At 72.5% G+C, this 25,727-nt stretch carries 26 protein-coding genes; 16 read left to right on the forward strand and 10 right to left on the reverse strand.

Annotated features, from left to right (window positions below; genetic code table 11):
• Positions 1-148: 148 nt before the first annotated feature.
• The 5 genes from ACFYY1_RS09115 (at position 149) to ACFYY1_RS09135 (ending at position 5,884) form a co-directional block, all read left to right on the forward strand.
• On the forward strand, positions 149-2,242 hold the full coding sequence (locus tag ACFYY1_RS09115; protein WP_388582769.1) for a hypothetical protein: 2,094 nt from the start codon (positions 149-151) through the stop codon (positions 2,240-2,242).
• 180 nt (positions 2,243-2,422) lie between these two features.
• Entirely contained in the window at positions 2,423-3,358 is a 936-nt protein-coding gene (locus ACFYY1_RS09120) for an ABC transporter ATP-binding protein (RefSeq protein ID WP_388582771.1), read from the forward strand.
• Positions 3,355-4,095, forward strand: a complete 741-nt coding sequence (locus tag ACFYY1_RS09125; protein WP_388582773.1) for an ABC transporter permease — start codon at positions 3,355-3,357, stop codon at positions 4,093-4,095. Before ACFYY1_RS09120 ends, ACFYY1_RS09125 begins: the two co-directional genes overlap by 4 nt.
• Positions 4,092-5,276 carry a sensor histidine kinase gene (locus ACFYY1_RS09130; protein WP_388582774.1) on the forward strand — a complete coding sequence of 395 codons (1,185 nt, stop codon included), beginning with the start codon at positions 4,092-4,094 and terminating at the stop codon, positions 5,274-5,276. Before ACFYY1_RS09125 ends, ACFYY1_RS09130 begins: the two co-directional genes overlap by 4 nt.
• Positions 5,273-5,884, forward strand: coding sequence for a response regulator (locus ACFYY1_RS09135; protein WP_388582776.1), 612 nt, complete (start codon positions 5,273-5,275; stop codon positions 5,882-5,884). Before ACFYY1_RS09130 ends, ACFYY1_RS09135 begins: the two co-directional genes overlap by 4 nt.
• Positions 5,885-6,027: 143 nt before the next feature.
• On the opposite strand, the gene ACFYY1_RS09140 is transcribed toward ACFYY1_RS09135, so the two are convergent.
• From ACFYY1_RS09140 to ACFYY1_RS09150, 3 genes are all read right to left on the reverse strand, one after another.
• The gene (locus tag ACFYY1_RS09140; protein ID WP_388582778.1) at positions 6,028-7,539 is read right to left on the reverse strand and encodes an FG-GAP-like repeat-containing protein; all 1,512 of its coding nucleotides are present in this window, start codon (positions 7,537-7,539) and stop codon (positions 6,028-6,030) included.
• A 121-nt stretch (positions 7,540-7,660) separates the two neighbouring features.
• Entirely contained in the window at positions 7,661-8,389 is a 729-nt protein-coding gene (locus ACFYY1_RS09145) for a class F sortase (RefSeq protein WP_388582780.1), read from the reverse strand.
• Between the two features lie 178 nt (positions 8,390-8,567).
• Positions 8,568-8,900, reverse strand: a complete 333-nt coding sequence (locus ACFYY1_RS09150; protein ID WP_388582781.1) for a hypothetical protein — start codon at positions 8,898-8,900, stop codon at positions 8,568-8,570.
• A 24-nt stretch (positions 8,901-8,924) separates the two neighbouring features.
• Here ACFYY1_RS09150 and ACFYY1_RS09155 point away from each other — a divergent pair, with 24 nt between their 5' ends.
• Entirely contained in the window at positions 8,925-9,776 is an 852-nt protein-coding gene (locus ACFYY1_RS09155) for a hypothetical protein (RefSeq protein ID WP_388582783.1), read from the forward strand.
• A 643-nt stretch (positions 9,777-10,419) separates the two neighbouring features.
• Here ACFYY1_RS09155 and ACFYY1_RS09160 read toward each other — a convergent pair.
• The gene (locus ACFYY1_RS09160) at positions 10,420-11,268 is read right to left on the reverse strand and encodes a tetratricopeptide repeat protein (RefSeq protein ID WP_388582785.1); all 849 of its coding nucleotides are present in this window, start codon (positions 11,266-11,268) and stop codon (positions 10,420-10,422) included.
• A gap of 67 nt (positions 11,269-11,335) precedes the next feature.
• Positions 11,336-12,337 carry a GNAT family N-acetyltransferase gene (locus ACFYY1_RS09165; RefSeq protein WP_388582787.1) on the reverse strand — a complete coding sequence of 334 codons (1,002 nt, stop codon included), beginning with the start codon at positions 12,335-12,337 and terminating at the stop codon, positions 11,336-11,338.
• Positions 12,338-12,454: 117 nt separating this feature from the next.
• Here ACFYY1_RS09165 and fdxA point away from each other — a divergent pair, with 117 nt between their 5' ends.
• Positions 12,455-12,775 (forward strand): ferredoxin, encoded by a 321-nt coding sequence (gene fdxA / locus ACFYY1_RS09170; protein ID WP_018956287.1) that lies wholly within the window; start codon positions 12,455-12,457, stop codon positions 12,773-12,775.
• Positions 12,776-12,926: 151 nt separating this feature from the next.
• A complete protein-coding gene (gene dapC / locus ACFYY1_RS09175; RefSeq protein ID WP_388582789.1) occupies positions 12,927-14,021 on the forward strand; it encodes a succinyldiaminopimelate transaminase in 1,095 nt (364 codons plus the stop codon).
• 90 nt (positions 14,022-14,111) lie between these two features.
• On the opposite strand, the gene ACFYY1_RS09180 is transcribed toward dapC, so the two are convergent.
• Together ACFYY1_RS09180 and ACFYY1_RS09185 are read right to left on the reverse strand one after the other, a co-directional pair.
• On the reverse strand, positions 14,112-14,513 hold the full coding sequence (locus tag ACFYY1_RS09180) for an ATP-binding protein (protein WP_388582791.1): 402 nt from the start codon (positions 14,511-14,513) through the stop codon (positions 14,112-14,114).
• A 287-nt stretch (positions 14,514-14,800) separates the two neighbouring features.
• Positions 14,801-15,739 carry a hypothetical protein gene (locus ACFYY1_RS09185; protein ID WP_388582793.1) on the reverse strand — a complete coding sequence of 313 codons (939 nt, stop codon included), beginning with the start codon at positions 15,737-15,739 and terminating at the stop codon, positions 14,801-14,803.
• Between the two features lie 61 nt (positions 15,740-15,800).
• Here ACFYY1_RS09185 and dapE point away from each other — a divergent pair, with 61 nt between their 5' ends.
• Positions 15,801-16,880 carry a succinyl-diaminopimelate desuccinylase gene (dapE, locus tag ACFYY1_RS09190; protein ID WP_388582795.1) on the forward strand — a complete coding sequence of 360 codons (1,080 nt, stop codon included), beginning with the start codon at positions 15,801-15,803 and terminating at the stop codon, positions 16,878-16,880.
• 102 nt (positions 16,881-16,982) lie between these two features.
• On the forward strand, positions 16,983-17,732 hold the full coding sequence (locus tag ACFYY1_RS09195) for a TIGR00730 family Rossman fold protein (protein WP_388582797.1): 750 nt from the start codon (positions 16,983-16,985) through the stop codon (positions 17,730-17,732).
• A gap of 72 nt (positions 17,733-17,804) precedes the next feature.
• Here ACFYY1_RS09195 and folP read toward each other — a convergent pair whose 3' ends face one another.
• Positions 17,805-18,677, reverse strand: a complete 873-nt coding sequence (gene folP / locus ACFYY1_RS09200) for a dihydropteroate synthase (RefSeq protein WP_388582799.1) — start codon at positions 18,675-18,677, stop codon at positions 17,805-17,807.
• A 137-nt stretch (positions 18,678-18,814) separates the two neighbouring features.
• On the opposite strand from folP, the gene ACFYY1_RS09205 reads away from it, so the two are divergent.
• Together ACFYY1_RS09205 and ACFYY1_RS09210 are read left to right on the forward strand one after the other, a co-directional pair.
• Positions 18,815-19,264, forward strand: a complete 450-nt coding sequence (locus ACFYY1_RS09205) for a hypothetical protein (RefSeq protein WP_388582801.1) — start codon at positions 18,815-18,817, stop codon at positions 19,262-19,264.
• Positions 19,261-19,845, forward strand: coding sequence for a DNA-3-methyladenine glycosylase I (locus ACFYY1_RS09210; protein ID WP_388582803.1), 585 nt, complete (start codon positions 19,261-19,263; stop codon positions 19,843-19,845). The genes ACFYY1_RS09205 and ACFYY1_RS09210 overlap by 4 nt, the downstream gene beginning before the upstream one ends.
• An 8-nt stretch (positions 19,846-19,853) precedes the next feature.
• Here ACFYY1_RS09210 and ACFYY1_RS09215 read toward each other — a convergent pair whose 3' ends face one another.
• Positions 19,854-20,666: an enoyl-CoA hydratase/isomerase family protein gene (locus ACFYY1_RS09215; RefSeq protein WP_388582805.1), complete on the reverse strand. Its 813-nt coding sequence runs from the start codon at positions 20,664-20,666 to the stop codon at positions 19,854-19,856.
• A gap of 313 nt (positions 20,667-20,979) precedes the next feature.
• On the opposite strand from ACFYY1_RS09215, the gene ACFYY1_RS09220 reads away from it, so the two are divergent.
• Positions 20,980-21,147, forward strand: coding sequence for a DUF3117 domain-containing protein (locus ACFYY1_RS09220; protein WP_003966491.1), 168 nt, complete (start codon positions 20,980-20,982; stop codon positions 21,145-21,147).
• Positions 21,148-21,236: 89 nt separating this feature from the next.
• On the opposite strand, the gene ACFYY1_RS09225 is transcribed toward ACFYY1_RS09220, so the two are convergent.
• Positions 21,237-21,902 carry an O-methyltransferase gene (locus ACFYY1_RS09225; RefSeq protein ID WP_388582806.1) on the reverse strand — a complete coding sequence of 222 codons (666 nt, stop codon included), beginning with the start codon at positions 21,900-21,902 and terminating at the stop codon, positions 21,237-21,239.
• A 182-nt stretch (positions 21,903-22,084) separates the two neighbouring features.
• Between ACFYY1_RS09225 and sigE the strand changes: the two genes are divergently transcribed.
• The 3 genes from sigE (at position 22,085) to ACFYY1_RS09240 (ending at position 25,721) form a co-directional block, all read left to right on the forward strand.
• Positions 22,085-22,846, forward strand: coding sequence for an RNA polymerase sigma factor SigE (gene sigE, locus ACFYY1_RS09230; RefSeq protein WP_388582808.1), 762 nt, complete (start codon positions 22,085-22,087; stop codon positions 22,844-22,846).
• Positions 22,843-23,874 carry a zf-HC2 domain-containing protein gene (locus ACFYY1_RS09235; RefSeq protein ID WP_388582810.1) on the forward strand — a complete coding sequence of 344 codons (1,032 nt, stop codon included), beginning with the start codon at positions 22,843-22,845 and terminating at the stop codon, positions 23,872-23,874. The genes sigE and ACFYY1_RS09235 overlap by 4 nt, the downstream gene beginning before the upstream one ends.
• 110 nt (positions 23,875-23,984) lie before the next feature.
• The gene (locus ACFYY1_RS09240; RefSeq protein WP_388582812.1) at positions 23,985-25,721 is read left to right on the forward strand and encodes a S1C family serine protease; all 1,737 of its coding nucleotides are present in this window, start codon (positions 23,985-23,987) and stop codon (positions 25,719-25,721) included.
• The last annotated feature ends 6 nt before the right edge of the window (positions 25,722-25,727 follow it).

Below are 25,727 nucleotides of genomic sequence, written 5' to 3' on the forward strand. Positions count from 1 at the left end.
CTTGTCCGTCCGGTGTCCGCGCGGCCGTTTCCCCCGGTCGCGGGGTGTGCGCCGGCCGCGCCCAGTATGGTGGTTCGCGCGCCGAGCCGTCCCCTGGCCTGCGGCATGGGGGAAGTACGGGCGGCGGAGCCAATCGGGAGAACCTGCTTTGAGTCGTGAAACTGACAGTTCGTCCTCCGGGCCCCAGGGGCGCGGGGGAGCCGCGTACCCCTCGGGGACGCCGCCGTACGGATCCCGCCAGTATCCGTCGCTGCACCCCTCGCAGGATGCCCCGGCGGGGGCCCCGGAGCCTGCGGACCCGGCCCAGTCCGAGGAGCCGAGGACCGAGACGACGCTGACGACGCGTATCCGGATCAACATTCCGGGCTCGCGCCCCATCCCGCCCGTCGTCATGCGTACGCCCGTGGGCGACACCGACAGCGCCGACGCCGAGCGCACCGGCAGCATTCCGCGCCCCGGTTCGCCCGCGGCGGACGGTGCGCCGGGCGCGTCCGACGCCCCGTCCGCCGCCGAGGCCCGGACCGATTCCGCGAGCGCGGAACCGGCTGCCGACAAGTCGGCCAAGGAGAAGAGCGGCAGCGACTGGTTCGCCCCGCGCAAGGCCCCCACGAACACCTCGGTCGCCGGTGGCGGTGCGCCCGGCGGCGGTTCGGCCGGTGGCGGCACGGCCGGCGGTGCGGAAGGCATCGGAGGCGTCGGGGGTGCCGCGCCCACTCCGCCCCGTGCCGATCTGCCGTACTTCTCGGACGGTCCGCAGCGCGGCGGCGACCAGGGCGCCCCCCGCCCCGACGACTTCGGGACCGGTGGCCCCGCGTCCGGTGGCTCGCGTCCGACGCCGAACCTCGGCGTGCGCACCCCCGGCCCCGCCGGACCCACCACGGGCCCGGTCACCGGGACTTCGTCCCTCACGCCGAACCTCGGCGGACCGGGCGGCCAGGGCCCCATGGGCTCCGGTTCCGGGGCCATGGGTTCCGGCCCCGCCGGCGCGCCGCGGATGTCCGACGACACCGCGGTGCTGACGCCGCAGTTCGCGGCCCCGGCCCCGGCCCCGGCATCGTCCGGCCCCGGCGGCAACGTCTCCGGTGACACGCTCACCAGCGGCATCCCCGTCGTTCCGCCGGAGTTCCGGGCGCCGTCCCTGTTCCCGGGCACGCCCGGTGCGGACGGCCCCGAATCGGCGCCCCGCGGTCCGGGCGACCCGATGGGCACCGGACCGGCCGGTCCCGGCGGCCCCGCCGCCGCGTCGCCGGCTCCCGCCCCGCGTCCCGAACCGGCGCCCGCGCCCGCGAAGAAGCAGGGCCGCTCCAAGCTGGCCCTCCTCGGCGCCGGTGTCGTCGTGCTGCTCGGTGTCGCGTACGGCGCCGGGCTGCTGATGAACCACTCCGACGTGCCCAAGGGCACCACCGTCCTCGGCGTCGACATCGGCGGCGGCACGAAGGAGGAGGGCGTCACCAAGCTGGACGCCGCCCTCGGCAAGCGTGCCGCGACCCCGCTCCAGCTCTCGGTGGACGGCAAGAAGACCGAGCTCGCGCCGGACAAGGCCGGGCTCGCCCTGGACAGCCAGGAGACCGTGCGCGCGGCCGCGGGCAGCGACTACAACCCGGTCTCCGTCATCGGCTCGCTCTTCGGCGGCAAGCGTGCCGTCGACCCGGTGATCCCGGTCGACAAGGAGAAGCTCGGCGTCGCGCTGACGGACCTGGCGGGCGTCTCGGGCTCGTCCAACGACGGCACGATCAAGTTCGAACCGGGCAAGGCCGTCGCCGTACCCGGGAAGCCGGGCAAGACGCTGGACGTCAACCAGTCGATGACCTCGGTGCGCGACGCGTACCGCGCCCAGGTGCAGACCGGCCGGACGAAGGTCGTCCAACTGCCCGTCACCACCAGCGAACCCACCATCACCCAGGCCGAACTGGACCGGGCGATGAAGGAGTTCGCGAAGCCCGCGATGTCCGGTCTGATCACCATCAAGGCCGGCGCCAAGGAGATCCAGTTCGGCCCGGCCAGGTCGCTGCCGCAGATCCTGACGATGGTGCCAATCGAGGGCAAGCTGGTCCCGCACTACGACAAGAAGGCCATCGACACCCTCTGTGACGGCGTCTTCGACGGCATCATGATCACCAAGGGCGACGGCAAGAAGCACCAGCTCAGCGCGGACGACGTGGCACACGCCATGCAGAGCGCACTGCTCGGCAAGACCCCTGCCGAGCGGACCGTGGTCATCGACCTCGGCGGCAACGGCTGACCGCGGGACCCGCCGAACCGCACCGCACGCCCGCCCCCGACCGGACCTCCGGCCGGGGGCGGCGCCGTGTCCGGACCATGCCGCCGGCAGCGGAGTCATGCGCACCGCATGACATCTGTCATCCCGTTTCCACGACCGGCGGCCCTGCCGCGGCCACCCTTCCTCGGCCACGCTTGACGCATGACAACGACAACCGCCGAGGCCACCGGGGCGAAGACCGCCGCGGTCCGCTTCGATCAGGTCAGCAAGGCGTACGGAGCGGTACGCGCCGTCGACGGGCTCACCCTCGACCTGCACCCCGGCGAGACCGTGGCGCTCCTCGGCCCCAACGGCGCCGGGAAGTCCTCCACCCTGGATCTGCTGCTGGGCCTGCGCACCGCCGACTCCGGTTCGGTCCGGGTGTTCGGCACGACCCCGCAGGACGCCATCGCCGCGGGCCGGGTCGGCGCGATGCTCCAGACCGGCGGCCTGATGGAGGACGTCACGGTCGAGGAACTGGTCGGCCTCGCCTGCGACCTGCACCCCAAGTCGTTCCCGGTGGCGGAGGTGCTGTCCCGCGCCGGTGTCGCGCAGATCGCCGACCGGATGGTCAACAAGCTCTCCGGCGGCCAGGAACAGCGCGTCCGCTTCGCGCTCGCCACCGCCGGCGCCAACGACCTGATCGTCCTCGACGAGCCGACCACCGGCATGGACGTCACCGCCCGGCAGGCCTTCTGGGCCACCATGCGCGAGCAGGCCGAGCAGGGCCGTACCGTCCTGTTCGCCACCCATTACCTCGAAGAGGCCGACGCGATCGCCGACCGCGTCCTCGTTCTCCACAAGGGCCGGCTGCTCGCCGACGGCACCGCCGCCGAGATCAAGGCGAAGGCCGGGGCCCGCCGGATCTCCTTCGAACTGGAGGGCCCGGCCGACGAGGCGGCCCTGCGCGGCCTGCCGTTCCTCGCCGCGCTCGACATCACCGGCAACCGGGTCCGGATCCAGTCGCACGACGCGGACGCGACCGTCCACGCCGTGTACGGACTCGGCCTGTACCCGCGCCGGCTCGAAGTCGCCGGACTCGGCCTGGAGCAGGCCTTCGTCGCCCTCACCGAGGCCGAGGAGGCCAGGACCGCGTGAACACGTTGATCAGGCTCGAAGTCACCCGCACCCTGCGGAACAAGAAGTTCATGTTCTTCTCGGTCATCTACCCCTCGGTGATCTACCTCCTCATCTCCGGCACCCAGAACACCAGCGACCGGATCCCGCACACCGAGCTCACCTTCCAGGCCTTCTTCATGGTCTCGATGGCCTCCTTCGGGGCGCTGACCGCCGTCCTCATGGGCAACAGCGAACGCATCGCCAAGGAGCGCGAGAAGGGCTGGGTCCGCCAGTTGCGGCTGACCGCGCTGCCCAGCCGCGGCTACGTCCTGGCGAAGATCGCCGGCGCGGCGGTGGTCACCCTGCCCTGCATCGTCGTGGTCTTCCTGGTCGCCGCCGCCGTCAAGCACGTACGGGTCGAGACCTGGCAGTGGTTCGCGCTGGCCGGAGTCATCTGGGCCGGTTCGCTGGTCTTCGCGGCGCTCGGCGTCGCCATCGGCTACCTCGCCGGCGGGGACGCGGTCCGCCCGCTCACCATGATCATCTACTTCGGGCTCTCCATCCTCGGCGGCCTGTGGATGCCCAGCGCGACCTTCCCGCAGTGGCTCCAGAACATCTCCGAGTGGCTGCCCACACACGCGTACGCTTCTCTCGGCCAGGCGATCGAGATGGGCGGATCGCCGCACGCCAAGGACGTCGCCATCCTCTGCGCCTACTTCCTGGTCTTCGCCGGCGGCGCGGCCTGGCTCTACCGGAAGGACACCCTGAAGGCGTGAACGACGACGAGACGTCCATGGGCATCGGGCGCCCGCCCACCCACCGCAAGCAGTTCTGGATCAAACTGCTGTGGATCGGCATCTGGCTCGCGTTCATGAGCGCCCCGGTCAAGGACCTGGCCGACGGCGACCACACCCCCTGGGCGACGGCGCTCGGCTCGCTCGGCCTGCTGACCTTCGTCGGGGCGTACCTGCTCCTGGTCTTCCGGCACACGTCCAAGCCCCTGGACCGCCGCCTCGTCCACTGTGCGATCGCCTTCCTCGGAGCCCTCGCCCTCGTCCTCACCCTGACGCTCGGCACCTCGTGGCTGGTCCTCTTCGTGTACGTGTCGGTCTCCGTCGGCGCCACCCTGCCGCTGCGGACGGCCCGTTGGCTCATCCCCGCCGTCACGGCCGTCCTGGTCGCCGTCGGCCTGACCGGCGACCACCCCCGCGAGGTCATCACCGCACTCGTCTTCCCCGCGCTGCTCGGCGGATTCTCGATGACCGGCGTACGGCAGCTGATCCGTACGACGATCGAGCTGCGCGAGGCCCGCGCCACCGTCGCCCAGCTCGCCGCCAACGAGGAACGGCTCAGGCTCGCCCGCGATCTGCACGATCTGCTCGGCCACTCGCTCTCCCTGATCACGCTCAAGAGCGAGCTCGCCGGCCGGATGCTCCCCGACCACCCGGAACAGGCGGCCGCCCAGGTCGCGGACATCGAACAGGTCAGCCGCCAGGCCCTGATCGACGTACGCGGCGCGGTCACCGGCTACCGCCGCCCGACCCTCCCCGGCGAACTCGCGGGCGCCCGCACGGCCTTGGCCGCCGCGGGCATCGTCGCCGACGTCCCGGCCGAGGCCCCCGACGACCTCCCCGAGAAGCCGGAGGAGGTGCTCGCCTGGGCGCTGCGGGAAGCCGTCACCAACGTCGTACGGCACAGCGGGGCCCGCCGCTGCGCGGTCACCCTCGTCCCGCGCCAGACCCTGGACGGCAGGCTCCTCGAACTCACCGTCCGCGACGACGGAGTCGGCCCCTCGGGCAGCAAGCCCGGCAACGGCCTCACCGGCATCGGTGAACGCCTCGCCACGGTCGACGGCACGCTGCGTACCTCGGCCGGCGACGCCGTCCCCGGTTCCGGTAAAGGCTTCACCCTGACCCTGAGTGTTCCGCTCGATTCCGGCCTAGGATCCACGGAATGAGCATGATCAGACTCCTCCTGGCCGAGGACCAGTCCATGGTGCGCGAGGCCCTCGCGGCGCTGCTCGGCCTGGAACCCGACATCGAGGTGGTGGCCCAGGTCGCCCGCGGGGACGAGGTGCTGGCCGCCGCCCACGAACACGACATCGACGTGGCGCTCCTGGACATCGAGATGCCGGGCATGACGGGCATCGACGCGGCGGCCGCCCTGCACCGCGAACTCCCGGCCGTGAAGGTCGTCGTCGTCACCACCTTCGGCCGCCCCGGCTATCTGCGCCGGGCGATGGAGTCGGGCGCCCACGCCTTCCTGGTCAAGGACGCCCCGGCCGCCCAACTGGCCGAGGCGGTACGGAAGGTGCTCGCCGGCGAACGCGTCATCGACCCCACCCTCGCGGCGGCGGCCCTCGCCGACGGGGCGAGCCCCCTCACCGACCGCGAACGCGACGTACTGCGCACGGCGGCCGACGGCTCCACCAACGCGGAGATCGCCGCCGCTCTCCATCTCTCGCAGGGGACGGTCCGCAACTACCTCTCCATGGCCATCCAGAAAATGGCGGCCCGCAACCGCGCGGAGGGCGTCCGCATCGCCCGCGAGAAGGGCTGGCTGTAGCGCGCCGTGATCACGGTGCGCCGGCATCTGTGGCCCGGCACCCCATGCCGACCTCGTGCTCCTGAAGGCCCTTCCCAAGGGCGACCGGCTGGTGTGACGGGGTGCGGGGGCGCCGCCCCCCCACCACCATTCCGCGCAGTCCCTCAGTGCGTCAGCGTCTCGCTGAAGCGGGAGGGGCCGGTCGGGGCGCCGATCGTGGCCGCGCCGAACGAGACGGAACCCTTCGCGATGATGCCGGAGGCATCCGTACCGAAGATCCACAGGGCGCCCCTGCCGCTGTTCTCCGTCGGGGCGCCGACCACCATCTCCGCGCGGCCCCTGCCGTCGTAGTCGCCCAGCGCGAGGGCCGCGCCGAACTGGTCGCCCGCCTCGGCCACCCCTGGAACCCCGGCCGTGTACTGGCCGAACTCCTTGGAGCCGGCGGTGCCCACGCCGTTCGGGCCGCCCTTGAGCACCAGGACCCGGCCGGCGTCGGCGATGCCGTTGATCTTCTCGTTCGGCAGGCCCACGGCGATGTCGGGGTAGCCGTCGCTGTTCGTGTCGCCCAGCGCCAGGCTGTACCCCATCCGGTCGTGGTACTCGGCCGTGCCCGAGACGCCCTCGGTGTCCTGGTTGATCCAGACGGGCTTGCGGCCGGTGCTCTGCCCCGCCGGGCCGCCGTACGAGACGAAGAGCGCGCCGCCCTTCTTCACCGGGGTGTCCTCGTTCGCCCACTCGTCGCCGCGTCCGACGACGATGTCCCCGTGGCCGTCCTTGTCCAGGTCGGCGATGCCCACGGCGGTGCCGCCGACGCCCGCACCGTCCGCGTCCTTGATCTCGACCGGGGCGGCGAAACCGGAGCGGCCGCCCTTCAGCAGGTACGTGTGCTGCTGCCACGGGTCGTCGGGGCCGAAACCGAGGACCGCCAGATCGCCCACGCCGTCGCCGGTCACGTCGCCGACGGCGGTCTTCGAGACGTCGAGCAGTTCGGTGCCCTCGACCGAGAACGAACTGATCCTGCTCCACTTGCCGGTGCGGTCGACCGGGCCGTGCAGGATGTGGCCACCGAGCCGTGCGTCGTCCACCGCGATGTCGGCGATGCCGTCACCGTCGACGTCGCCCACGCTCAGGTCGCCGAAGCCATAGGCCTGGTCACCGGGGATGGGCTTCAGGAGCATGGCGTTCTTCGAAAGGCCGGACGGGCCGCCCCAGTTGACGGTCAGCACCGTGCCCTCTTCACCGCTGGCCCGGTACGCCCAGGGGCGGCTGACGAGATCCGCGTAACCGTCGTTGTCCAGATCGGCGCTGCGCAGGTTCGTGCCGTAGCGCGCGTCACCCGGGTTGCTGATGCCCGAGCGGTCCGGCCAGGTCAGCACCTGCTTTCGAGCCGAGGACAGGCCGTCGGGGCCGCCGAAGAGGACGCTCACGGCGCCCGCGCCCTCCGAGCCGCCGACGGTGGCCATGGGGGCGCCCACGGCCACGTCCGGGTAGCCGTCGCCGTTGAAGTCGTCGCGCAGCCGCTTGCTGCTCGGCGCGCTCGCCGCCTGGGCGGGCGGCTGCGCGGCCGGGGCGGACGACCGTGCGGCGGCGTGGCCGACGGGAGCGGCCACGGCTCCGGCGACCAGGGCGATTCCGGTCGCGATCGCCAGCCGACTGCGTGGGGAGAGGATGGGCAAGTCGATCAACTCCGGTGTTCGGTACGTGAGTCGGGGCGGTACGGAATCCGCTTCCGCACCGCCCCGTACGACCTCGTGGCCCGGCGGATGGTTGTGCCGCGCCACCGATGAGCGCCGGTGGTCAGCCCTGCTCGAAGGTGTCCAGGTGGGCGAAGGCCACCACGTTGTCCTCGTAGTCCTTCGCGGTCTTGTCGTACGTGCCGCCACAGGTGATCAGCCGGAGCTGGGCGGAATCGGTGCCGGCGTAGACCCGGTCGTCCGGGAACTCCGCCTTGCTGAACTGCTCGACGGAGTCGACCTTGAAGGTGGCCACCGAGCCGTCGGCGCGGGTGATGTCGACCTTGGCGCCGGGCTTGAGGTACCGGAGCTGGAGGAAGACGGCCGGGCCGGTCGTCGTGTCCACGTGGCCCGCCACGATCGCGGCACCGCGCTCGCCGGGGGTGATGCCGTCCTTGTACCAGCCGACCAGGTTCTTGTCGTTGGGGGGCGGCGCGTTCAGCTGGCCGGTGGGGCCGAGGGACAGCTCGGTGAACGGCGCGTCGACGCCGATGGTCGCGATCCGCAGCCGCTTCGGGACGGAAGCCGACATCGCCGGGCCGACGGTGGCCTTGGACGAGGTGACGGGGGCGGGTGCGGCGTGGGAGCCGAGGACTTCGGGGACCTCGGGGACGGCGGACGCGACGGCTGCGGGCGGGGCCGGCGGCTTGTCGTCGACCGAGGTGCCGAAGGAGTTGTAGATGAGGACCATGCCGAGCCCGGCTGTCACGGCGGGCCACATCAGGGCACGGCCCAGTGTGGTTCGGGGGGCAGTCCGGGTGGGGGTGGAGCCGGTCGACTGCGGGGCGGCCATGGGAACGTGCCTTTCGGTCGTGCGGTGTTGAGGCGGGAGCAGGGACAGGGAGGGGACGGAGGGGAGCGTGGTCCGGGTTTATCCGGGGCTTATCAGGGGGGAAATGAAGGCGCCGCGGCCGCCACCCCGAAGGGCAGCGACCGCGACAACCGAACTACCGGCTGGAGGGTTGGCCCGGTCAGGCCATCGCGCCACCGGTCGACTGGCGACGGCGCAGCTTGTACGCGCCGACGCCGACACCGCCGAGCAGCAGCGCCGAGCCGGCGGCCAGGCTGCCACCGGTCATCGCCATGCCGCCGCCGCCGGCGTGGACGCCGCCACGGGGCCGGTCGCCGCCGCGACCGCCGTAGCCGCCCTCGTCGCCGCCCCGGCCGCCGTAGCCGCCGTCACGGCCACCCTCGTCGCCGCCGCGACCGCCGTAGCCGCCACCGCGACCGCCCTCGTCGCCGCCACGACCGCCCTCGTCGCCGCCGCGGCCACCACGGCCGCCCTCGTCGTCACTGGCGATCACGGAGGCCATGAAGCCGCCGCCGGCGTGGACGCCGCCACGGGGGCTGTCGCCGCCGCGACCGCCGTAGCCGCCACCGCGACCGCCCTCGTCGCCGCCACGGCCGCCGTAGCCGCCACGGCCGCCCTCGTCGCCGCCACGGTCTCCACCGCGGTCGCCGCCGCGGCCGCCTTCGTCTCCACCACGGCCGCCTTCGTCGCCGCCGCGGCCGCTGCGGCCGCCTTCGTCGTCACTGGCGATCACGGAGGCCATGAAGCCGCCGCCGGCGTGGACGCCGCCACGGGGGCTGTCGCCGCCGCGACCGCCGTAGCCGCCGCCGCGACCGCCCTCGTCGCCGCCGCGGCCGCCGTAGCCGCCACGGCCGCCCTCGTCGCCGCCACGGTCTCCACCGCGGCCGCCTTCGTCTCCACCACGGCCGCCTTCGTCGCCGCCGCGGCCACCACGGCCGCCTTCGTCGCCGCCGCGGCCACCGCGACCGCCCTCGTCGTCACTGGCGATCACGGAGGCCATGAAGCCGCCGCCGGCGTGGACGCCGCCACGGGGGCCGTCGCCTCCGCGGCCGCCGCGGTCTCCACCGCCGTAACCACCGCGGTCTCCACCGCCGTAGCCGCCGCGGTCTCCACCGCGGTCTCCGCCGCGGCCCTCACCGCGGTCGGACTTTCCGTGGTCGTCGCCGTGCGAGGACGAGTAACCGTTGTCGTGGCCCGAGTCGTCCGACGCGGCCATGGCGTAGGCGGACGGGCCGGTGATGGCGAGGACCGCTGTGACAGCGGCCGAAGCGAACAGTGTGCGGGCAGAGCGCATCTGAACACATTCCTTCCGGACGCAACTGCGAAGAGCGACTGGGTGTCGACTCAATGTGGCGCAGTGGCGACGTGATCCACCGTCAGCCGGAATGTGAATTCGCGCCAATGCAAAACGCGGCATTGGAGCTATGCCGTGGGCTCTTCGGGTGGAGTGCGGCCGATAATCACCCGTTGGACTGCACGCAGTGGCACGTGAGGTTTGGGTGACGGGGTTCCACTCGTTTGCCGACCCTGATGCGAGGTGGAGCCGCCCGCCGTCCGCTTCCTTTTTTATCCCTCGAATTGCCGTCAACAAAGTCTATGAGTCGGTGAGTTGAAAACGTGTGAACAGTGCGCCGGTCGGGCGGTGCGACTTCCGTGACCTGCTGGGTTTCCGTGCGTGCACCCCTGGATCCGCGTCGCCGAGGATCCGAATCCGGCGACGCGCCGTCACATCGACCTGCTTGCCTTCGAGCGCTGAATCGGTTGTCCGGGGTCCGGGGCCCCTGCTGTGCTCACCCACGGAAATCGATTGGCGAAAGAGCGGGTCGTGCGAGGAACTCGCATGTTCATTCAGGCGAGAATTACCACCGGTCTTGAGGACGTGGAGTTTCATGCATACGCTGAATCCGGGAATTCTGGCGCATATCGACGCCGGTGGGACGAGCCCGGCCGCAGGGCGGCGGGGCACGCGGTGGTCCATCCGCCGGACGCCCCGCCGCGCCTGCGGACCGCGCTCAGTTCAGCAGCGACCGGGCGGCCCGTGCCCGGCGGCGGATCGCCTCCGCGGCCGCGGGCTCCACCTCGTCGACCACGTCCGCGTACTCCTCCATCTCCGCCGCCCCGCGCAGGAACTGCCCGCTCTGTACGAGCAGCTGGGCGCGCTCGTACCGGAGCCTGGCGGGGTGCGAGGGGAGCAGCAGCGACAGGTCCACCGCCCACAGCGCCACGTCCGTGCGCTCCGGACGGGCCGCCGCCCAGGCCCTGATGTTGTTCAGGATCCGCAGCACGATCTCCAGCGGCCGGGCGGGCACCAGCATCGACTCCTCCAGCGGCTCCCCGGTGGCCCCGGCCACCAGCAGCTCCGCGTCCTGCCCGGTCATCGGCCGGCCGCCGTCGAACGGATCGGCGAGCACCCGCTCGGCCGGATCGCCGAAGCCGACGACGAAATGACCGGGCAGCGCCACCCCGTACACCGGGGCGCCCGCCCGCCGGGCGACCTCGATCCACACCACCGACAGCAGGATCGGCAGCCCGCGACGCCTGCGCAGCACCTCGTGCAGCAGCGACGACTCCAGCCGCTGGTAGTCCGCCGACGAGCCCGCGAAGCCGTACCGTTCCCCGAGCAGCTCGGCCAGCGCCGAGGCCCACGCCCGGCCGCCCCGCACCCCGTACGGAAGCCGGCCCGCCAGCTCGTCCAGCTCGATCTGCGCCGCGTCGATCCCGTTCACGTCCAGCGCCGGATCGGCCACCGCGCCCAGCAGCAGGCAGAGCAGCGCGAGGTCCGGCCGTTCGGCGCGCGCCTCCTCGGCGAACCGGCGGCGCAGCTCGTCCGGGTCCGGGCGCCCGGCGGGTTCAGGGTTCATCGGATCCGTCCGCCTCCGCCACGTCCGTCCGCCTCCGTCACGTCCGTCCCCGTCACGCCCGTCCCCGTCACGCCGACCGGAAGTGGTGGTAGAGGTGATGGACCGCGAACCCCATGCCCTCGTACATCGCCCGCGCCCCCTCGTTGTCCGTCTCCACCTGGAGCCAGGCGGCGGAGGCGCCCTCCTCCAGGGCCCTGCGGGCGAGCGCGGTCATCACGGCGGAGCCGAGCCCCCGGCGCCGGTGCGCCGGATCGACCTCGACGGCCATGAAGCCGGCCCAGCGCCCGTCCACCACGCACCGCCCGATCGCGGCGGGCGCCGCGCCCTCCTCGTCACCGGGCACCGACGCGAACCACACCGAGGGGCCGCCGCGCAGCACCGCCAGGACGTGCGGGCCGGGGGTCTCGAAGCGCTGGTAGCGGGCGAGCCAGGTCTCGTCGAGATCCCGGCTCAGCCGCACCCGGGACACGTCCGCGTCCAGATCGCCGATCGGAGCGAGCCCGGCGGTGCGTACCTCCGCCGTCACCTCGCGGCGCCAGCCGCGCTCCTCCAGCTCCGCGCAGAGCAGCTCCTGGGTGCCCTCGGCGCCGGTGGAGGTCTGGATGTACGCGGGCAGGTCCCGCGCCCCGTACCACTGCCGGACGTGCCCGAGCGCCTCGTCGAGCGGGACGCCCGGATCACCGAGCGGCAGCACGGAATTGGCGCGCCGGGTGAACCCCCGCGCGGCGCGCAGCCGCCAGTCGCCCAGCGGTTCGCTCTCCACCGGCTGCCAGGCACGGGCGAGGACGGGAGCGAGCTCCTCGAAGGAGGCCGCCGGACCGCGCCGCCGGGCCGGAGCGGCGGGCACGACCTTGCCCGCCACCAGAACCGATTCCGGGATACGGACGGATTCACCGCTCTTCGGTGTGATCGAGAGCACACCGTCGTCCCACGATGTGAGAACCCCTACGGTGTCGGCGAACGTCGCTCCATGTGGGGCCGTCTCGCACACACGCCGGACTGATACCCGTTTGCCCACGTCAGCAGGTGTGATTCGGACCTTGAGCTGTCCGCCGATGGTGAATTCCACAGCTCTGTACGCCCCTCCTGTTCGGTTCGTGCCCCGGAACGGAGATACTAGGGGCGGGCATCGACGACGCCGCGCTCCCGCGCGAGAGCCAACGCCCTACCGAGGAGGAACGACAGCGTGACCTACGTCATCGCGCAGCCTTGTGTCGACGTAAAGGACAAGGCCTGCATCGAAGAGTGCCCCGTCGACTGCATCTACGAGGGCCAGCGGTCCTTGTACATCCACCCGGACGAATGCGTCGACTGTGGAGCCTGTGAGCCGGTGTGCCCGGTCGAGGCCATCTTCTACGAGGACGACACCCCGGAGGAGTGGAAGGACTACTACAAGGCGAACGTCGAGTTCTTCGACGACCTCGGGTCGCCCGGTGGTGCCTCCAAGCTGGGCCTGATCGAGCGCGACCACGCGTTCATCGCCGCGCTGCCGCCGCAGAACCAGTAGCCGACGGCCAGCACGTGCGCCGCCCCGGTCCCGTACGGCTCGTCACCGTGCGGGACCGAGGTGTTTCCACGCCCGGGTGACGAGCGGCCCGAGGGGCCCTCGCGGCCCCGTGCGTGTCCCGCGTGACCCCCGTACGAGAAAGCAGAGTCCCGTGTCCGCAGTCTCCTCCCGCCTCCCGGTCTTCCCCTGGGACAAGCTCGCGCCCTACAAGTCGACGGCCGGGGCCCACCCCGACGGCATCGTGGACCTGTCCGTCGGCACGCCCGTCGATCCGGTGCCCGAGCTGGTCCAGCAGGCGCTCGTCGCCGCCGCGGACAGCCCCGGCTATCCGACGGTGTGGGGGACCACCGAGCTGCGTGACGCGATCACCGGGTGGGTGGAGCGGCGGCTCGGCGCGGTCGGGGTGACGCACCACAACGTCCTGCCGGTCGTCGGCTCCAAGGAGCTGGTGGCCTGGCTGCCGACCCAGCTGGGTCTCGGCGCGGGCGACAAGGTGGCCTACCCCCGCCTCGCCTACCCGACGTACGAGGTGGGCGCCCGGCTCTGCGGCGCCGAGCCCGTGGTCTACGACGACCCGACGGAGCTGGACCCGGCCGGGCTCAAGCTGCTCTGGCTCAACTCGCCGTCCAACCCGACCGGCCGCGTCCTGGCCAAGGACGAGCTGATCCGGATCGTCGCCTGGGCCCGCGAGCACGACGTGCTGGTCTTCAGCGACGAGTGCTACCTGGAGCTGGGCTGGGAGGCCGAGCCGGTCTCCGTGCTGCACCCGGACGTCTGCGGCGGTACGTACGAGGGCATCGTCGCCGTCCACTCGCTCTCCAAGCGCTCCAACCTGGCCGGATACCGCGCGGCCTTCGTCGCGGGCGACGCGGCGGTCCTCGGTGAGCTGCTGCTGATCCGCAAGCACGGCGGCATGATGACGCCGGCCCCGGTCCAGGCGGCGACGGTCGTGGCGCTCGGCGACGACGAGCACGTGGCCGAGCAGCGGACCCGCTACGCGCAGCGGCGCGCGGCCCTGCGCACCGCGCTGGAGGCGCACGGCTTCCGGATCGAGCACAGCGAGGCGAGCCTCTACCTGTGGGCGACGCGCGACGAGCCGTGCTGGGAGACCGTGGCGTACCTGGCGGAGCTCGGCATCCTGGTGGCGCCGGGCGACTTCTACGGACCGGCCGGCGACCACTTCGTGCGGGTGGCGTTCACGGCGACGGACGAGCGGGTGGCGGCCGCGGTCAAGCGGCTGGGCTGAGACACCGCGGCACATACGCGAGGGGCCTCGGGAGTGCGCACTCCCGAGGCCCCTCGCGTATGTGATGTGCCGGCCGGCGGCCGGCACGGATCAGCCGCCGATCGGCAGGCCCTGGGTGGGCAGGCCGCCCTGGGTCGCGGCACCGGCGGCCTCGCCGACGAGCTGGCCCGCGCTGCCCGCGGCGCCGCCCGCGGCCTTCTGCACGGTGGGGGTGGTCTCGGCGCCGGCCTTGCCCACGGTGCGGGTCGCGGCCGGGAGGGTCGTCCCGACGATCCTGCCGCCGGTGTCGCCCGCCACCTGGGCGCCCTGCTGGGAGGCGCCGTCGACCGTCTTGCCGAGACCGGCGCCGTCGACGGTGGTCAGACCGCCGAGCTCCGGGGCCTGCGGGAGCTCCGCGGCACCCGCGGCTCCGGCCGCGCCGACCACGGGAGCGGCACCCGCGGCGATCAGCAGCGCGGCACGGGCGATCCGGCGGGTCAGGGGGAGGGACATGATGCTCCTTCGACAGGATGAGAAATGGGTCTGTCCGTTGATCGGACGCAATGACAACCGTCGGAAGGGCGGGAGAGGTTGCGGTGGGCCGAGGTAAAGAGTCGGCAATGCGTCACATGATCTGCAATGGAGGAATCCGGGCAAACGCAGCATTCCCGGGAACGTCGGTGACCGTCACTTCTCTTCCATGCCAAGGGAATTGAGGTGCGGGGAGGGGGCTGCGGGGAGCCGCTGTCCGAGGAGATGCCTGGAAGGGTTCGGACGACACCTCCGGGTGATCGTGCGAACTAGCGGGCGAGCTTGATCCGCACCTCGGTGGTGCCCGATTCCTTACGCTCCGTCCGCCAGCCCGACCCGGCCTCCCACACCCGGCCCGCGTACGAGACCTCGCCCAGGCGGAGCGCCTCGGACTGCGCGACCGCCCAGTGCGCCAGCTCCCAGCCCCGCCGGGCCGAGCCGTCGTCCTCGGACGCCCGGGGCTTCGCCACCGGCACCGAGACCGTGCTCGTCGCCGCCGCACCGCCGGCGCCCCCGGGAGCCGTCCGCGCCGCGGGCAGCACGTCCTTGCCGAAGGCGCGCACCAGTTCCGCCCGCACCTTCGCCGCGTCGGCACTAGCCGCCGTCGCCCGCGGCGGCGCGCAGTTCAGCGCGGCGGGGGTACGACCGGTCAGCGCGGCCGCCAGCAGGGCCGCGTCCGGCTCGTGCTTCGCGTACGCCTGCGGGAAACCGCTGCGCTGGACCCGCTGCGCGGCGACCGTCAGCGGCAGCCGCGAGTAACCGGGGACCTCGGCGAGATGCCGGTAGAACTGCCCGGCGGAGTAGACCGGGTCCAGGATCTGCTCCTCGGTGCCCCAGCCCTGCGAGGGGCGCTGCTGGAACAGCCCCAGCGAATCCCGGTCGCCGTGCTCGATGTTGCGCAGCCCGGACTCCTGGAGCGCGGTCGCCAGCGCGATCGTCACGGCGCGCTCCGGCATCCCGCGCGAGGTGCCGACCGCGGAGATCGTCGCGGCGTTGACCGCCTGTTCCGGGCTCATCCGGTACGTACGGCCCTTGCCGTCCGAGCCGTCCGCGGACCGCACGACGCATCCTTCGACGACCTGGCTGCCGGTGATGTACTGAACGGTCAGATAGCCGCCGAGCGCGGCGAGCACGACAAGGGCCGCCGCGATGCGCAAGGGGCGGCTGCGGCCGGTGTGTCGGCGGGCGGGGGAGACGGTCCGGGGCACGGGCCCACCGTACTGGAGTGCCCGACCGGGGCCGAGGGCCCAGTCCCTTAGGGTCGGTCCCATGCCCGAAACCACACTTGACCTCACCCTGGACGGCCCGGAGCTCACCGCCCGGCTCGTCGACTTCCCGTCGGTCAGCGGTCAGGAGAAGGACCTCGCCGACGCGATCGAGTCGGCGCTGCGCACCCTCCCGCACCTGACCGTCGACCGGTACGGAAACAACGTCGTGGCCAGGACGAACCTGGGCCGCGCCGAGCGGGTGGTGCTCGCCGGGCACATCGACACCGTCCCGATCGCCGACAACGTGCCGTCCCGGCTCGACGGGAACGGGGTGCTGTGGGGCTGCGGCACCACCGACATGAAGTCGGGCGTCGCCGTCCAGTTGCGGATCGCCGCGACCGTGCCCGCGCCCAACCGCGACCTGACCTTCGTCTTCTACGACAACGAGGAGGTCGCCGCGCACCTCAACGGGCTCGGCCACGTCGCCGACGCCCACCCCGACTGGCTGGCGGGCGACTTCGCGATCCTGCTGGAGGGCACCGACGCCGAGGTCGAGGGCGGCTGCCAGGGCACCCTGCGGGTCTTCCTCCGTACGGAGGGGGAGCGGGCCCACTCCGCGCGCGGCTGGATGGGGTCCAACGCCATCCACTCCGCCGCCCCGATCCTGGACCGCCTCGCCGCGTACGAACCGCGCCGCCCGGTCATCGAGGGCCTCGAATACCGCGAGGGCCTGAACGCGGTACGGATCGAGGGGGGCGTCGCCAACAACGTCATCCCGGACGCCTGCACCGTCGTGGTCAATTTCCGGTACGCGCCCGACCGGACCGCCGAGGAGGCGCTGGCCCACGTCCACGAGGTCTTCGCGGACTGCGGCGTCGCCGAATTCGTCGTGGACGACCACTCGGGCGCGGCCATGCCCGGCCTCTCGCACCCGGCGGCCAAGGCGTTCATGGCGGCGGTGGGCGGCACCGCCCGGCCCAAGTTCGGCTGGACGGACGTCTCCCGTTTCGGCTCCCTCGGCGTCCCCGCGGTGAACTACGGACCGGGCGACCCGCTCTTCGCCCACAAGCGGGACGAGCACGTGGTGGTCGAGCGGATCACCCGGTGCGAGGAGCGGCTCCGCTCCTGGCTCACCTCCTGACCCATGGCATTCCCCTGTCCGTAACCTCCGTCGATCTACCCTGAGCTGACAACGGATGGTCATCGGCAGATGGCCGTCGATCGTCGTCGGAGGGAGCAGGTCATGGGCAACCCCGAGGGAGCACGCGTACCCGAGGAGCAGCGGCTCGGGCCGGTACTGCGCCGCAGGGAACAGGTGCAGCCCGGTACCACCGACCAGCGGCTGCTGGACACCGAGGGCGACTCCGAGTGGGTGCACACCGATCCCTGGCGGGTGATGCGCATCCAGTCGGAGTTCGTCGAGGGATTCGGCGCGCTGGCCGAACTGCCGAGCGCGATCAGCGTCTTCGGTTCGGCCCGCACCCCGGCCGGCGGGCCCGACTACGAGGCGGGCGTACGGATCGGCAAGGCCCTGGTGGAGGCCGGCTTCGCGGTGATCACCGGAGGCGGGCCGGGCGCGATGGAGGCGGCCAACAAGGGGGCGCGGGAGGCGAAGGGCGTCTCGGTCGGGCTCGGCATCGAGCTGCCCTTCGAGTCCGGCCTCAACCCGCACGTCGACATCGGCGTGAACTTCCGCTACTTCTTCGTCCGCAAGACGATGTTCGTGAAGTACGCGCAGGGCTTCGTCGTACTGCCCGGCGGGCTCGGCACCCTGGACGAGCTCTTCGAGGCGCTCACCCTCGTCCAGACGGGCAAGGTCACCCGCTTCCCGATCGTGCTGTTCGGCACCGCGTACTGGAGCGGTCTCGTGGACTGGCTGCGGGACACGGTGGTGGCGCAGGGCAAGGCGTCCGAGCACGACCTGCTGCTGTTCCACGTCACCGACGACGTGGACGAGGCGGTCGACCTCGTGACGAAGGAGGTCGGCCGGTAGGAGCCGTCCGGGGTGCGGGGCGAGCCCGTCGCAGGGCCCCGCCCCGTACCGCCCCGTACCGCCCCGCACCGCTCAGGCCAGTCCGCGCCGTGCCACGGCCGGCTCCCGGTGTCCCGCGATCGACGCCACCATGTCCAGCACCTGCCGGGTCTCCGCCACCTCGTGCACCCGGTACACCTGCGCCCCCAGCCACGCGGAGACGGCCGTGGTCGCCAGCGTCCCGATGACCCGCTCCTTCACCGGCCGGTCGAGCGTCTCGCCGACGAAGTCCTTGTTGGACAGCGAGACGAGCACCGGCCAGCCGGTCTCCGTCATCTCACCGAGCCGCCGCGTCGCCTCCAGGGAATGCCGGGTGTTCTTCCCGAAGTCATGACCGGGGTCGATCATGATCCCGTCGGGCCGCACCCCGAGCTCCACCGCCCGCTCGGCCAGCCCCACCGTCACCCGCAGGATGTCCGCCATCACGTCCTCGTACGCGATCCGGTGCGGCCGGGTGCGCGGCTCGGCGCCGCCCGCGTGCGTGCACACCAGACCGGCGCCGTACCGCGCGGCGACCTCCGCGAGCCTCGGGTCGACGCCGCCCCACGCGTCGTTCAGCACATCGGCGCCGGCCTCGCAGACCGCCTCGCCCACGTCGTGGCGCCAGGTGTCGACGCTGATCACCACGTCCGGGTGGCGGCGGCGCACCTCCGCGACGAACCCCACCGTGCGGCGCGCCTCCTCCTCGGCGGTCACCTCCTCGCCCGGACCCGCCTTCACGCCCCCGATGTCGACGATCGCCGCACCCTCCGCGATCGCCTGCTCGACCCGGGCGAGCGCCGGTTCGTCCCGGAAGGTCGCACCCTGGTCGTAGAAGGAGTCCGGGGTACGGTTCACGATCGCCATGATCACCGGCTCGTGCGCACCGAATTCGCGCCGTCCCAGCCTGAGCGCACCGCTTCGCATACCGCGTTTCTCCTTTGCTGGACCGCATCGTCACGTAAGTCACCTGCGACCCTAAGGGCTGCCCGGGTGGCCACCGGTTGTCGGTGGCGCATGGCACGATCGGACCCGGACAGGTTTCCGCTCCCGGGGAGATGCGCGTGTTCTGGTTCTTGCTGGTGACGATGGTCGTGGTCGTGGCCGCGGTCACCCTAGCGGTGGTCGGTGGGGGGAAGAGCGCCGTCCTGCAGGACGTGGCTCCCGAGCGACTGACCGATCCGCTGCCCGAGACGAGACCGGTCGGCCGTGCGGACGTCGACGCGCTGCGCCTGCCGGTGGTCGTGCGCGGCTACCGCATGGTGGACGTCGACGTCGCGCTCAGCCGGCTCGGTGCCGAGCTCGCCGAGCGGGACGCGCGGATCGCGGAGCTGGAGTCGGCGCTGGCCGGTGCGCAGGCGACCGCGGTCGGCCGTCCCGATCTGATCGAGCCGCCGAAGGAACAGCCGCCGCAGGCGTGGGAGCTGCCCGAGGACCGCCCGAGAGCGCCGTGGGAGTCGCCGGGACCGGACCCGCGGCGGACCGGGCACCCCGGAGAGGAGCCGCGGGAATGAGCGGAGCCGAAGCGGCCCCGGACGGCGGCCTGCGCTGCCCGTGGGGGCTCTCCACCGAGGACTACCTCGCGTATCACGACACCGAATGGGGCCGCCCCGTCCACGGCGACGACGCCCTCTTCGAACGGCTCTGCCTGGAGGCCTTCCAGTCGGGCCTGTCCTGGCTGACGATCCTGCGCCGCCGGGAGGGCTTCCGCTCCGCCTTCGCCGGGTTCAAGATCCCCGCCGTCGCGGAGTTCACCGACGCCGACAAGGAACGCCTCCTCGCCGACGCCGGCATCATCCGCAACCGCGCGAAGATCGAGGCGACCCTCGCCAACGCCAAGGTGCTGGCGGGCTGGGCGGACGGCGAGCTGGACGAGGTGATCTGGTCCCACGCCCCCGACCCGGCCGGCCGCCCGGTCCCGCGCACCACGGACGACATCCCCGCGGTCACCCCGGAGTCCACCGCACTGGCCAAGGACCTCAAGAAGCGCGGCCTGCGCTTCGTCGGGCCCACCACGGCCTACGCGCTGATGCAGGCGTGCGGCCTGGTCGACGACCACCTGGCCGACTGCGTGGCACGCGGTACGGGGGCGTAGCCCGGGAGTCAGCGGCCGAGATACTTCGGCCGGTCCTTGTTCAGGAACGCCTGCACCGCGATCGTGTGGTCCTCGGACGCGCCCGCCCGGGTCTGGAGCTCGTCCTCCTTCTCCAGTGCCTCGCCCAGCGTGTGACCGGCGCCGTAGGCCAGGGACTCCTTGAGCGCGGCGTACGCCACCGTGGGGCCGGACGCCAGGGCGCGGGCCACGGCGGCGGCCTCGGCGGCCAGGTCGGCGGCGGGCACCAGCTTGTTCACGATGCCCAGCTCATGGGCGTCCTGCGCGGAGATCGAGCGCGGGAAGAGCAGCAGATCGGCGGCGCGGCTCTGCCCGATCAGGCGCGGCAGCGTCCACGAGACGCCCGAGTCGGCGGTGAGGGCCACGCCGGCGAAGGAGGTGTTGAACGAGGCGGTGTCGGCGACCACCCGGTAGTCGCAGGCGAGCGCGAAGCCGAAACCGGCACCGGCGGCGACGCCGTTGACCCCGGCGACGACCGGCTTGGGCATCTCGGTGATGGCCCGCACGATCGGGTTGTAGTGCTCCCGCACCGTGCTCAGCGCGTTGCCGCCGCCCGACTCACGGGTGCTTTCGAGCGTGGCCACATGCTCCTTCAGATCCTGGCCGACGCAGAACGCCCGCCCGGTCGCGGTGAGCAGCACGGCGCGTACGGTGGTGTCGGCCGCCGCGGACCGCAGCGCGTCCCGGAGCGCCACCTTGGCCGCGGTGTTCATGGCGTTCATCGCGTCGGGACGGTTGATCGTGATCGTCGCGAGTCCGTCGCTCACTTCGTAGAGCACGCTGTCCGCCATGTGGTCGGCCATTTCGTTGTCCCCTTCGCACCTCGGGCAATGCCTGTCCAGGCAAGCATGGCCGACTCGGGCGGGAGCCGATATGTGACCTGCGTCTAACAATTGCGCTCCGAAGCGGGGGTGCGGGTGGCGGAGTATCGCAGGCCGATCGCCGAATTGGGTGGTTTTGAGAGAGCGCGTTGCGCAAGCGATGCAGACCGATGTTGGTCATTGGGGTCTGTGATGCGGGATAATGGCCTGGAAGCAATGTGTTCGATGCCGGTGACACAGCGCCTGTCATGGGGCCGCCGGTTGCGATGAGCTGGTTTCAGGAAGGGGAACGAGCATGGCGGCCATGAAGCCGCGGACGGGCGACGGCCCGCTCGAGGTGACAAAGGAGGGGCGGGGCATCGTCATGCGCGTTCCGCTCGAAGGCGGCGGTCGGCTTGTCGTGGAGCTGACTCCGGACGAGGCCGATGCACTCGGCGATGCCCTCAAGAAGGTCGTCGGCTGAGCAGAGGCGCCCACACTTCAGCACTGCCCCGGCACGGAGTCCGTGCCGGGGCAGTGCTGCGTCCACGACCGTTCACGTCCGCGAGGGCCTCAGCCCCTGCGCACCGCGCACAGCAGCCCGTCGCCCACCGGCAGCAGCGTCGACTGCAGCTCCTGGCTCTCCCGCACCGCGCGCAGCAGCTCCCGCAGCCGTAGCACCTCCGCGGGCTGGGCCGCGGAATCGACCGTACGGCCGTCCGCGAAGACGCCCTCGAAGCAGACCAGGCCACCGGGGCGCAGCAGGCGCAACGATTCAGCGAGACAGTCCAGGCTCTCCAGCCGGTCGCCGTCACAGAACACGAGGTCGTATCCGCCGTCCGCGAGCCGGGGCAGCACGTCCAGGGCGCGGCCGGGAATGAAGCGGGCACGGTTGGCGGCGAACCCGGCGGCCCGGAACGCCTCGCGGGCGAACTGCTGGCGCTCGGGCTCCGGGTCGACCGTGGTCAGCACGCCGTCGGGCCGCATCCCGTGCAGCAGATAGAGACCGGACACGCCGGTCCCGGTACCGATTTCGGCCACCGCTTTCGCGTCCGTCGTGGCAGCGAGCAGGCGCAGCGCGGCGCCGGTACCTGGCGACACCGAGCGAAGCCCCGTCTCCCGGGCCCGGTCCCTGGCCCAGTGCAGTGCTTCGTCCTCGGCGACAAAGGCGTCGGCGAACGCCCAGCTCGTCTGCCGGTTGGCGGTAATGACCCTCTCCTGTCCCCGTAGTTGGCGCAACGGTGACTGTATCCGCTGCGCCCGGGAACCCGCAGATGGGACCGGGCGTTATGGAGAGGCAGGGGAGAGCCTGTGGAATCGGCCCGCGGATCGGGTCCGGGAGCCACGGGCCGGAGGTTCCCGGGGCGATCCCCGGCCCCAGCAGGAAAAAGGCTTATCCGGAGCTAACGGGCGAGGTGGCTATGGTAGGGACTCCACTGGACACCACCAGAGCCGATAGGGGAGGTGCGGCTGCGCCTGTGGATCGGGGAGGAGTGCTGCGGCGCTTTCTCAGGTCGGCGGGTGAGCCGAAATCCGTGACCTACATTGCTGACCGTTCTTCCAACGACTCCGCTCCGACCGCGACCTTCGCCTCAGATGCGGACTCCCAGGCGTGGACGCCGCCCTCATGGGAAGAGATCGTCAGCACGCACAGCGGCCGGGTCTACCGCCTGGCCTACCGGCTGACGGGCAACCAGCACGATGCCGAGGACCTCACCCAGGAGGTCTTCGTCCGCGTGTTCCGGTCGCTGTCGACCTACACGCCGGGCACTTTCGAGGGCTGGCTGCACCGCATCACGACCAACCTGTTCCTGGACATGGTCCGTCGTAAGCAGCGGATCCGCTTCGACTCCCTCGGCGACGACGCCGCCGAGCGGCTGCCGAGCCGTGAGCCGTCCCCGCAGCAGGCCTTCAACGACACCCACTTCGACGCGGACGTCCAGCAGGCGCTGGACACCCTCGCGCCCGAATTCCGTGCCGCCGTCGTGCTCTGCGACATCGAGGGTCTTTCGTACGAGGAGATCGCCGCGACGCTGGGCGTGAAGCTCGGCACCGTGCGCAGCCGTATCCACCGCGGCCGTTCGCACCTGCGCAAGGCTCTGAAGCACCGCTCGCCCGAGGCCCGTGCCGAGCAGCGCTCGCTGGCGGGCGCGATCCTGGCGGGGGAGGGCGGAACGGCGTGAGCGGCACAGGTCCGACCCCCGCGGAACAACACCTGGGGGACCGCCTTGCCGCGCTTGTCGACGGCGAGCTGAAACACGACGCCCGTGAGCGGGTGCTCGCCCACCTCGCGACCTGCGCCAAGTGCAAGGCCGAGGCCGCGGCGCAGCGGCGCCTGAAGAGTGTCTTCGCCCAGTCCGCCCCGCCGTCGCCGTCCGAGGGGTTCCTCGCCCGGCTGCAGGGCCTTCCCGGGGGGCCGGGGGGTGACGACGACGGCCCGGACAGACCATTCGGCGGCTCCGGGCGCTTCGGCGACGGGCTCTTCCCCGTGATCCAGCCGTCCGGCAGCCGCCCGGATTCGCCGGGGAGCCGGCCGTTCGGCGGCTTCGGCTTCCTCCCGACCCCGCACGGCTCGACGGCCGTGCTGCCGGGCGGGTCCTCCCGTTCCGGATTCCGGATCCATGAGGTGGGCCGGGAGGGCGAGCGGTCGCCCTGGCGGGGCCGGAGATTCGCCTTCGCGGCGGCCAGCGCCGTCTCGCTGGCGGCCATCGCTCTCGGCGGTGCCCTGCCGACGGGTCCGGGCCCCAGCACCGCGGCCCGGGCCACGGGCGGCGGAAACGCGGTGACCCCGCTCGACGTGCCTTCGCGCGGCGAGAGCGGCAGCCCGGCCGGCCGGCGTTCCACCGGCGGCCACGGCACGCTCGCCACGCGGGGATCGGGCGAGCGCCCGATCGCCGTCGCCCCGTCGACCGCGGCGAGCGTCGCACCGGCGGCGCCCTCCGGCACTCCCGTGGTGCTCTCCACCGCGAGCCTCGCGGGGAATCCCTACGCCACCCCCGTCCTGACCAATATGTCCGCGCCACCGCTGATACGCCCGACCGGCACCACCCCGCTCTTCGCCCAGGTGTTCGGGCGGCTTGCCGCGCAGTCCCCGACGCCCTCCGCGCCACCGTCCGGGACGCAGTCGTCACCGCCGCCCTGGGCGCAGTCGTCGGCCTCGGCCCTCCCCACCCCCGACGATCTTGGTCTGCCGCTTTCCGCCCGGCGCTGACCGGGGTCTGCGCAAGCATTCGCAAACCTGGTTGAATTCCGGGAGCAGTTCCGGGAGGGACGCCCCTCTCGGGGCGTGCAGAGGCCAGTTGCGGCAGTTGCGGGGAGAGCATGGAAGACGGGAAGTCCACCGGGCCGAAGGCGAAGTGGTGGAGCCGGCCGACGCCGGGACGCACCCCCCGCACAGCGCCGGAGGAGCCGTCCCCCGTAGCGGACGCGGCTCCCGCGGCTGCCCCGACGGAAGCGACGGAAGCGGTGGAGACGGCGGCTGAGAACCGCACGGCGGAGCCCGGGACGCATACGGCCGACGTCCCGGCCCCGACCCCGACCCCGGCCCCGGTTCCCGACGTGCCGGCCGCGCGGCCGGCGACGCCGCTGCACCAGCCCGACGAGTACAGCACTCCGCCCTACGGCGGGCCCGGCCCCTGGGCGCCCGCACCCCCCGTCCAGCGGCCGGTCCCGACCCCGGCGCACGGCACCCCCGTACCCCCGCAGTACGCGGGGACGAACGGCGCGGGCATCCCCACGTCGCCCATCCCCGCACCGCCGGCCCCGGCCTCACCCGCTCCCGCGGGCTTCACGCCCCCGCCGCCCCACACACCTCAGCAGCCCCAGACCCAGCCCCAGTCCCAGCAGCCGCACGGGACGACACAGTGGCTCCAGTACGACCCCTGGGGCGCACCCAGGCAGCCGCTCACCAACCCGGGCCCGCCGCTCGGCGCCGACACCGGCCGCAAGAAGAACCGGCGCGGCTCGCTCCTGGTCGGCGCGGTACTGCTCGCGCTGGTGGCGGGCGGCATCGGCGGTGGCATCGGGTCCTACATGGAGCGCAACGGCGGCCTCACCCAGGTCGAGCTCCCGCAGGCAGGACGCAGCAGCGGCGGCCGCGCCCCGGACAGCGTCGCGGGCATCGCCGCCAGCGCCCTGCCCAGCGTGGTCACCCTCCACGTCAGCGGCGCCGGAGAGTCCGGCACCGGCACCGGCTTCGTCCTCGACGGCTCCGGCCACATCCTCACCAACAATCACGTCGTCGCCCCGGCCGGCCAGGCCGGCGAGATCACCGTCACGTTCAGCGGCGGCGAGACCGCGCGCGCCGAGGTCGTCGGCAAGGACAGCGGCTACGACCTGGCCGTGGTCAAGGTCACCGGTGTCTCCGGCCTCAAGCCGCTGCCGCTGGGCAACTCCGACAACGTGCAGGTCGGCGACCCCGTGGTGGCCATCGGCGCCCCCTTCGACCTGTCCAACACCGTGACCTCCGGCATCATCAGCGCCAAGGACCGGCCGATCACCGCGGGCGGCGAGAAGGGCGACGGCAGCGACATCAGCTACGTCGACGCGCTGCAGACCGACGCGCCGATCAACCCCGGCAACTCCGGCGGTCCGCTGGTCGACACCGACGCCCATGTCATAGGCATCAACAGCGCCATCCGGGCCGCCGACAGCGGTGCGTCCGAGGAGGGCGGGCAGGCGGGCTCCATCGGCCTCGGCTTCGCCATCCCGATCAACCAGGGCAAGCGGGTCGCCGAGGAGCTGATCAACACCGGCAGGGCCACCCACCCGGTGATCGGTGTCACCCTCGACATGAAGTACGCCGGGGACGGCGCCAGGGTCGGGGAGAAGGGCGCGGCCGGAAAGCCCGCGGTGACGCCGGGCGGGCCCGGGGCCAAGGCCGGGATCAGGCCCGGGGACGTCATCACCGAGGTCGGCGGCCGGCGCGTGCACAGCGGCGAGGAACTCATCGTGAAGATCCGCGCGCACCGTCCGGGCGACCGTCTGGACCTCAAGCTGACCCGCGGTGGTAAAGACCTGTCCATCTCTTTGACACTCGGCTCCGCGAGCGGCACCTGACGGGCC

Origin of the sequence: Streptomyces sp. NPDC001890, from assembly GCF_042891445.1 — a bacterium.
GTDB lineage: Bacteria > Actinomycetota > Actinomycetes > Streptomycetales > Streptomycetaceae > Streptomyces.